Source organism: Streptomyces sp. NPDC008139 (assembly GCF_042957025.1).
Taxonomy (GTDB): Bacteria; Actinomycetota; Actinomycetes; order Streptomycetales; family Streptomycetaceae; genus Actinacidiphila.
Genome location: NZ_JBIBHM010000011.1, coordinates 300,974 through 307,575 on the forward strand (window position 1 = coordinate 300,974; position 6,602 = coordinate 307,575).

Annotated in this window: 7 protein-coding genes; 2 read left to right on the forward strand and 5 right to left on the reverse strand. The window is 71.9% G+C overall.

Going from position 1 to position 6,602, the window contains the following annotated elements:
• Window positions 1-6 precede the first annotated feature (6 nt).
• From ACFZBB_RS24795 to argC, 4 genes are all read right to left on the reverse strand, one after another.
• Window positions 7-1,212 carry an acetylornithine transaminase gene (locus ACFZBB_RS24795; RefSeq protein ID WP_391126254.1) on the reverse strand — a complete coding sequence of 402 codons (1,206 nt, stop codon included), beginning with the start codon at window positions 1,210-1,212 and terminating at the stop codon, window positions 7-9.
• The gene (gene argB / locus ACFZBB_RS24800; RefSeq protein WP_391126257.1) at window positions 1,209-2,207 is read right to left on the reverse strand and encodes an acetylglutamate kinase; all 999 of its coding nucleotides are present in this window, start codon (window positions 2,205-2,207) and stop codon (window positions 1,209-1,211) included. The genes ACFZBB_RS24795 and argB overlap by 4 nt, the downstream gene beginning before the upstream one ends.
• Entirely contained in the window at window positions 2,204-3,364 is a 1,161-nt protein-coding gene (gene argJ, locus ACFZBB_RS24805) for a bifunctional glutamate N-acetyltransferase/amino-acid acetyltransferase ArgJ (RefSeq protein WP_391126260.1), read from the reverse strand. The genes argB and argJ overlap by 4 nt, the downstream gene beginning before the upstream one ends.
• Window positions 3,365-3,446: 82 nt before the next feature.
• A complete protein-coding gene (gene argC, locus ACFZBB_RS24810; protein ID WP_391126263.1) occupies window positions 3,447-4,475 on the reverse strand; it encodes an N-acetyl-gamma-glutamyl-phosphate reductase in 1,029 nt (342 codons plus the stop codon).
• Between the two features lie 104 nt (window positions 4,476-4,579).
• Between argC and ACFZBB_RS24815 the strand changes: the two genes are divergently transcribed.
• On the forward strand, window positions 4,580-5,119 hold the full coding sequence (locus ACFZBB_RS24815; protein ID WP_391126267.1) for a GNAT family N-acetyltransferase: 540 nt from the start codon (window positions 4,580-4,582) through the stop codon (window positions 5,117-5,119).
• Window positions 5,120-5,175: 56 nt separating this feature from the next.
• Here the strand turns inward: ACFZBB_RS24815 and ACFZBB_RS24820 are convergent, their stop codons facing one another.
• Window positions 5,176-6,141: a TIGR03557 family F420-dependent LLM class oxidoreductase gene (locus ACFZBB_RS24820; protein ID WP_391126269.1), complete on the reverse strand. Its 966-nt coding sequence runs from the start codon at window positions 6,139-6,141 to the stop codon at window positions 5,176-5,178.
• Between the two features lie 147 nt (window positions 6,142-6,288).
• Here ACFZBB_RS24820 and ACFZBB_RS24825 point away from each other — a divergent pair.
• The coding region (locus tag ACFZBB_RS24825) for a DUF6328 family protein (protein WP_391126272.1) at window positions 6,289-6,602 on the forward strand (314 nt) is incomplete at its 3' end.

A 6,602-nucleotide genomic window follows, 5' to 3' on the forward strand; every position in this document is an offset into this window, starting at 1 on the left:
ACTCCGTCATTCTCCGGCTCCGCTCGCCCCGGAGGCCCGGTGCACCTGGTCGAGGACGCCGGGCAGCGCCTGGAGGAACGCGTCCGTCTCGTCGTCGCCGACGATCAGCGGGGGCGCGAGCCGTACCGTGTCGGGCACGGCGGCGTTGACCAGGAACCCGGCATCCTGAGCCGCCTTCTGGATCTGCGCTGAGAGCGGCTCGGTGAGCACGATACCCAGCAGCAGGCCCGAACCGCGCACATGATCGACCAACGGGTGTCGCAGCGCCTCGACGCCCTGCCGCAGCTTCTCGCCCTGCCGCTTGACGTGGTCGAGCAGGCCGTCGGCCGCGATCGTGTCGAGGACGGCGAGCGCGGCGGCGCAGGCGACCGGGTTGCCGCCGAAGGTGGTGCCGTGGGCGCCGGGCGTCATCAGCTCCGCGGCCGGGCCGAAGGCGAGGGCGGCGCCGATCGGCAGGCCCGCGCCGAGCCCCTTGGCCAGGGTCACCACGTCCGGCTCGACACCCTGCGCCTGGCACTCGAACCAGTGGCCGGTCCTGCCGATGCCGGTCTGCACCTCGTCGAGCACCAGCAGCGTGCCGGTGGCCGCGGTGATCTCGCGGGCGGCGGCGAGGTAGCCGGGCGGCGGCACGACCACACCGTTCTCGCCCTGGATCGGCTCGATGATCACCAGCGCGGTGTCGGTGGTGACGGCCGCCCGCAGCGCGTCCGCGTCGCCGTACGGCACGTGCGTGACGTCGCCGGGCAGCGGCTCGAACGCCTCGCGCTTCTTGGGCTGGCCGGTCAGCGCGAGCGAGCCCATCGTGCGGCCGTGGAAGGCGCCGTCGGTGGCGACCATGTGCTGACGCCCCGTCAACCGGCCGATCTTGAAGGCCGCTTCGTTGGCCTCGGCGCCGGAGTTGGCGAAGAAGACCCGGCCGGGGCGGCCGGAGAGCTGGAGCAGCCGCTCGGCGAGCGCGACGGGCGGTTCGGCGACGAAGAGGTTGGACACATGGCCGAGCGAGGAGATCTGCCGGGTCACCGCCTCGACGACCGCGGGGTGCGCGGTGCCGAGGGAGTTGACCGCGATGCCGCCGAGGAAGTCGACGTACTCCTTGCCGTCGGCGTCCCAGAATCTGGCGCCCGCGCCGCGGACCAGCGGGATGCGCGGGGTGCCGTAGTTGTCCATGAGCGAGCCCTGCCAGCGCTGGGTCAGTCCCTCGTTGCCGCTCACCGCGCTTCTCCTTCTCCCTGGTCGGATACGGTGCCCGCGGCCGGTGCGCCGGCCGCGTCGGTGACGTCGTCCGGCACGACCATCGTGCCGATGCCCTCGTCGGTGAAGATCTCCAGCAGGATCGAGTGCTGGACGCGGCCGTCGATGACGCGGGCGGTGTTCACGCCGTTGCGCACGGCGAACAGGCAGCCCCGCATCTTGGGGACCATGCCGCTGGACAGGTCGGGCAGCAGCTTCTCCAGCTCCGTCGCGGTCAGGCGGCTGATGACGTCGTCGCTGTGCGGCCAGTCCTCGTACAGGCCCTCGACGTCGGTGAGGACCATCAGCGTCTCGGCGCCCAGCGCGGCGGCCAGGGCGGCGGCGGCCGTGTCGGCGTTGACGTTGTAGACGTGGTGGTCGTCGGCGGAGCGCGCGATGGAGGAGACGACGGGGATACGGCCGTCGGCCAGCAGCGCCTCGATCGCGCCGGTGTCGATGGCGGTGATCTCGCCGACCCGGCCGATGTCGACCAACTCGCCGTCGATACGCGGGCGGTGGCGGGTGGCGGTGATGGTGTGGGCGTCCTCGCCGGTCATGCCGACGGCCAACGGGCCGTGCTGGTTGAGCAGTCCGACCAGCTCGCGCTGGACCTGGCCCGCCAGCACCATCCGGACCACGTCCATCGCCTCGGGCGTGGTCACCCGCAGCCCGGCCTTGAACTCGCTGACCAGGCCGTGCCGGTCGAGCTGTGCGTTGATCTGCGGGCCGCCGCCGTGCACGACGACCGGCTTGAGGCCCGCCTGCCGCAGAAAGACCACGTCCTGCGCGAAGGCGGCCTTCAACTCCTCGTCCACCATGGCGTTTCCGCCGAATTTGATGACGACGACCTTGCCGTTGTGGCGGGTCAGCCACGGCAGCGCCTCGATGAGGATCTGGGCCTTGGGCAGCGCCGTGTGCTTGCGCGCGGTGGGCTGGCCCTCCGGCTTCGCGGCTCCGGGGCTCCGATCGTCCGTCATGAGCTGTACGCGCTGTTCTCGTGGACGTAGTCGGCGGTGAGGTCGTTCGCCCAGATCACCGCGGACTCCGTACCGGCCGCGAGGTCCGCCGTGACGACCACTTCGCGGAACCGCATGTCGACCAGGTCGCGGTCCTCGCCGACCGAGCCGTTCCTGCACACCCACACGCCGTTGATGGCGACATTGAGCCGGTCGGGCTCGAAGGCGGCCGAGGTCGTGCCGATCGCGGACAGCACACGGCCCCAGTTGGGGTCCTCGCCGTGGATCGCGCACTTGAGGAGGTTGTTACGGGCGATGGAGCGGCCCACCTCGACGGCGTCGTCCTCGGAGGCCGCGTTGACGACCTCGATCCTGATGTCCTTCGAGGCGCCCTCGGCGTCGCCGATGAGCTGGCGGGCGAGATCGCCGCAGACCGCGCGGACCGCCTCGGCGAACTCCTCGTGCTCCGGGGCGATTCCGGACGCCCCCGAGGCCAGCAGCAGCACGGTGTCGTTGGTCGACATGCAGCCGTCGGAGTCGATCCGGTCGAAGGTCAGCCGGGTGGCGGCGCGCAGCGCCGTGTCCAGGGCGGGGGCGTCCACGTCGGCGTCCGTGGTGAGGACGACCAGCATGGTGGCCAGGCCCGGCGCGAGCATGCCCGCGCCCTTGGCCATGCCGCCGACGGTCCAGCCCGCGCCGCCCGCGACGGCCGTCTTGTGCACGGTGTCGGTGGTCTTGATGGCGATGGCGGCCTTCTCGCCGCCGTACTCGGACAGTTCGGCCGCGGCCTTCTCGACTCCCGGCAGCAGCTTGTCCATCGGGAGCGGCAGGCCGATCAGGCCGGTCGAGGCGACCGCGATCTCGCCCGCGCCGTGGTCGTCGGCGCCGAGGACCTCGGCGACCTTCTCCGCGGTCGCGTGCGTGTCCTGGAAGCCCTGCGGGCCCGTACAGGCGTTGGCACCGCCGGAGTTGAGGACCACGGCGGCGACCGCGCCGCCCTTGACGACCTGCTCCGACCAGAGCACCGGCGCGGCCTTCACGCGGTTGGAGGTGAAGACGCCCGCGGCGGCGCGGCGCGGTCCGGTGTTGACCACGAGGGCCAGGTCCGGGTTGCCGTTCTCCTTGATCCCGGCGGCGATCCCCGCCGCCGTGAATCCCTTGGCTGCCGTGACACTCACTGCTTCTCCTCGTTCCCTTCTCCGCCCGCTCGGCACAAACCCGCGCCGATCGTCGTTGCCTGCCGCCCGGCAGCCCGGTGCGTCACGGTGCGACTCCGATGGTGGAGAGTCCTGTCGCTTCGGGGAGTCCCAGGGCGATGTTCATGCTTTGCACCGCGCCGCCCGCGGTGCCCTTGGTCAGGTTGTCGATGGCGCTGATCGCGATCAGGCGGTGGGTGCTCTCGTCGTACGCGATCTGGATCTGGACGGCGTTCGAGCCGTAGACGGCGGCGGTCGCGGGCCACTGCCCCTCGGGGAGCAGGTGCACGAACGGCTCGTCGGCGAGGGCCTTCTCGTAAGCGGCCCGCAGGTCGTGGCCGGTGACGCCGGGGCGGGCCTTGGCGCTGCACGTGGCGAGGATGCCGCGCGGCATGGGGGCGAGGGTGGGCGTGAAGGACACACTGACCCGCTCGCCGGCCGCCGCGCTGAGATTCTGGATCATCTCCGGCGTGTGGCGGTGGCCGCCGCCGACTCCGTACGGGCTCATCGACCCCATCACCTCCGAGCCGAGCAGATGCGGCTTGGCCGCCTTGCCCGCGCCCGAGGTGCCGGAGGCGGCGGTGATGACGGCCTCCGGCTCGACCAGCGCGGCGGCGTACGCGGGGAACAGCGCGAGCGAGACCGCCGTCGGGTAGCAGCCGGGCACCGCGACGCGCTTGGACCCCTCCAACGCGGCGCGGGCGCCCGGCAGTTCAGGCAGCCCGTACGGCCAGGTCCCGGCGTGCGGGCTGCCGTAGAACCTCGCCCAGTCGGCGGCGTCGGTCAGCCGGAAGTCGGCACCCATGTCGACGATCAGCACCTCGTCGCCGAGCTGCGCCGCGACCGCGGCCGACTGGCCGTGCGGCAGCGCGAGGAAGACCACGTCGTGTCCCGCCAGCACCTCCGCCGTGGTCGGCTCCAGCACCCGTCCGGCCAGCGGCAGCAGATGCGGCTGAAGCGCGCCGAGCCGCTGCCCGGCGTTGGAGTTCCCGGTCACCGCCCCGATCTCGACCTCGGGATGCCCCGCGAGCAGGCGCAGCACCTCCCCGCCCGCGTACCCGCTGCCCCCGGCCACCGCTGCCCGCACCACCATCGAACCCTCCTCGTCGATGGCATGACTATACGTTTCAACGCAGTATTATGCAAAGGTCCCGTCACCCCGCCAACCGGCACTTCCCCCGTTGCTAGGCTCCGCGCATGTCGAACCTGGGGCCCGTCGTCTGGCCGCCCGAGCCGATCAGGACCGCGAGGCTCGTACTGCGCGGGTCCGAGGCGCGTGACCGGGCGGCGTTCATCGAGCTGCTGGCGTCGCCGGAGGTGCATACCTACCTCGGCGGCCCCCGGCGGCGTGCCGAGCTGGAGCGCGAGCTGCCCGAGGTGCCCGAGCAGTGGCCGGGAAGCTTCGTCGTGGAGCTGGACGGCGCGATGATCGGCCAGCTCCTGCTGAGGCGGGCGGCGGAGAGTCACCGCCCGGCCGCCCGGGGGAAGGCCGATCTCGGCTATCTGTTCCTGCCGCGGGCGTGGGGCCTCGGATACGCCGCCGAGGCGTGCGCGGCGGCGCTCGACTGGTTCGACGGCGCCCTGCCCGGCGAGCCGGTGATCCTGGCCACCCAGAGCGCCAACGCCGCCTCGATGCGCCTCGCGGCCAAGCTCGGGTTCACCGAGGTGGAGCGGTTCCACGCCTGGGACGCCGAGCAGTGGCTGGGCCTGCGCCCGCCGCGCCCGGCATCCGCGTAGGCCCAAGGGCCCCGGTCGCAGCGGCCGAGCCGTACGTCGGCGCGCCCTCGGCGGAGTCAGAGGGCGCGCAGGGCGGGCAGGAGCGTCTTCTGCGACCAGTCGAGGAAGGGCTCCTGGTGGTCGCCGCCGATCTGGATCAGGGCGATCTCGGTGAAGCCCGCGTCGATGTAGGACGTGACCGCTTCGGCGAACACGTCGGGGTCGCTGCCGCAGGGAATGGCCTCGGCGATGTCCTCGGGGCGCACGTGTTCGTTGGCTCCGGCGAAGGCCGCCGGATTCGGCAGTTCCGAATTCACCGGCCAGGGCCCCACGGACCAGCGGAACTGCTCGTGGGCCCGGGCGACGGCGGCGTCGGTGTCCGGGTCGTAGCAGACCGGGAGCTGGCCGACCCTCGGCTTTCCCGTACCGCCGTGTGCGTCGAAGGCGTCGAGCAGTTCGCTCTTCGGCTCCGTGGCGATCACCAGATCGGCCAGCCGGCCCGCGAGCGAGCAGGAGCGCTCGCCCGAGACCGCGATGCCGAGGGGCGGCGGGGTGTCCGGGAGGTCCCACAGCTTGGCGTTGTCCACCTCGAAGTGGGCGCCCCGGTGGTTGACGACATCGCCCGCGAACAGGGCGCGGATGATCCCGACCGCCTCTTCCAGCATCTCGACCCTGGTCCGCGCGGAGGGCCAGCCACCGCCGACCACGTGCTCGTTGAGCTGCTCACCCGAGCCCAGCCCGAGCCGGAAGCGCCCCTCGGACAGCAACTGCATCGTCGCGGCCTTCTGCGCGATCACCGCCGGGTGGTACCGCTTGGTCGGGCACGTCACGTAGGTCATGAGCGGGATGCGGTACGTGGCCTGGGCCGCGGCTCCCAGCACGCTCCAGGCGTACGGGGAGTGCCCCTGGGAATCGAGCCAGGGGAAGTAGTGGTCCGAGGTCACCGAGAAGTCGAATCCGGCCCGCTCGGCGCCGACCACATGGTCCACGAGCGCACGAGGGCCCGCCTGCTCCGTCATCATCGTGTATCCGAATTGCACCATGCGAGGCGTTTAGCCGATCTTCCCGGCCGGGAAACCTCCCGTTCGGCTGAGGGGGCGGTGCGGGGGTAGGCGTAACGGGCAGGCAGGAGGGGGACCGACCCCCCGTCCAGGACGCTTCGTGATCGCACACGGGTAGGTGGCTTCGGGATGACGAACGGGACCGGTGGCAGTGCCGCACCGGGCAGGGACGAGACGCCGGAGGAGCGCGCGGACCGGCAGTGGGGTGAGCTGCTCCAGGAGTTGCGGGTCGTCCAGACCGGTGTGCAGATCCTCTTCGGGTTCCTGCTGACGGTCCCGTTCCAGCAGCGTTTCGGGCAGCTGTCCGACGGCGAACGCACGTTGTACATCGTGACCGTGATGCTGGGTGCGGCGACGACGGGCGCCCTGGTGGGGCCCGTCTCGCTGCACCGGATGCTGACGGGGCGGCGGTTGAAGCCCGAGACGGTCGTATGGGCGTCGCG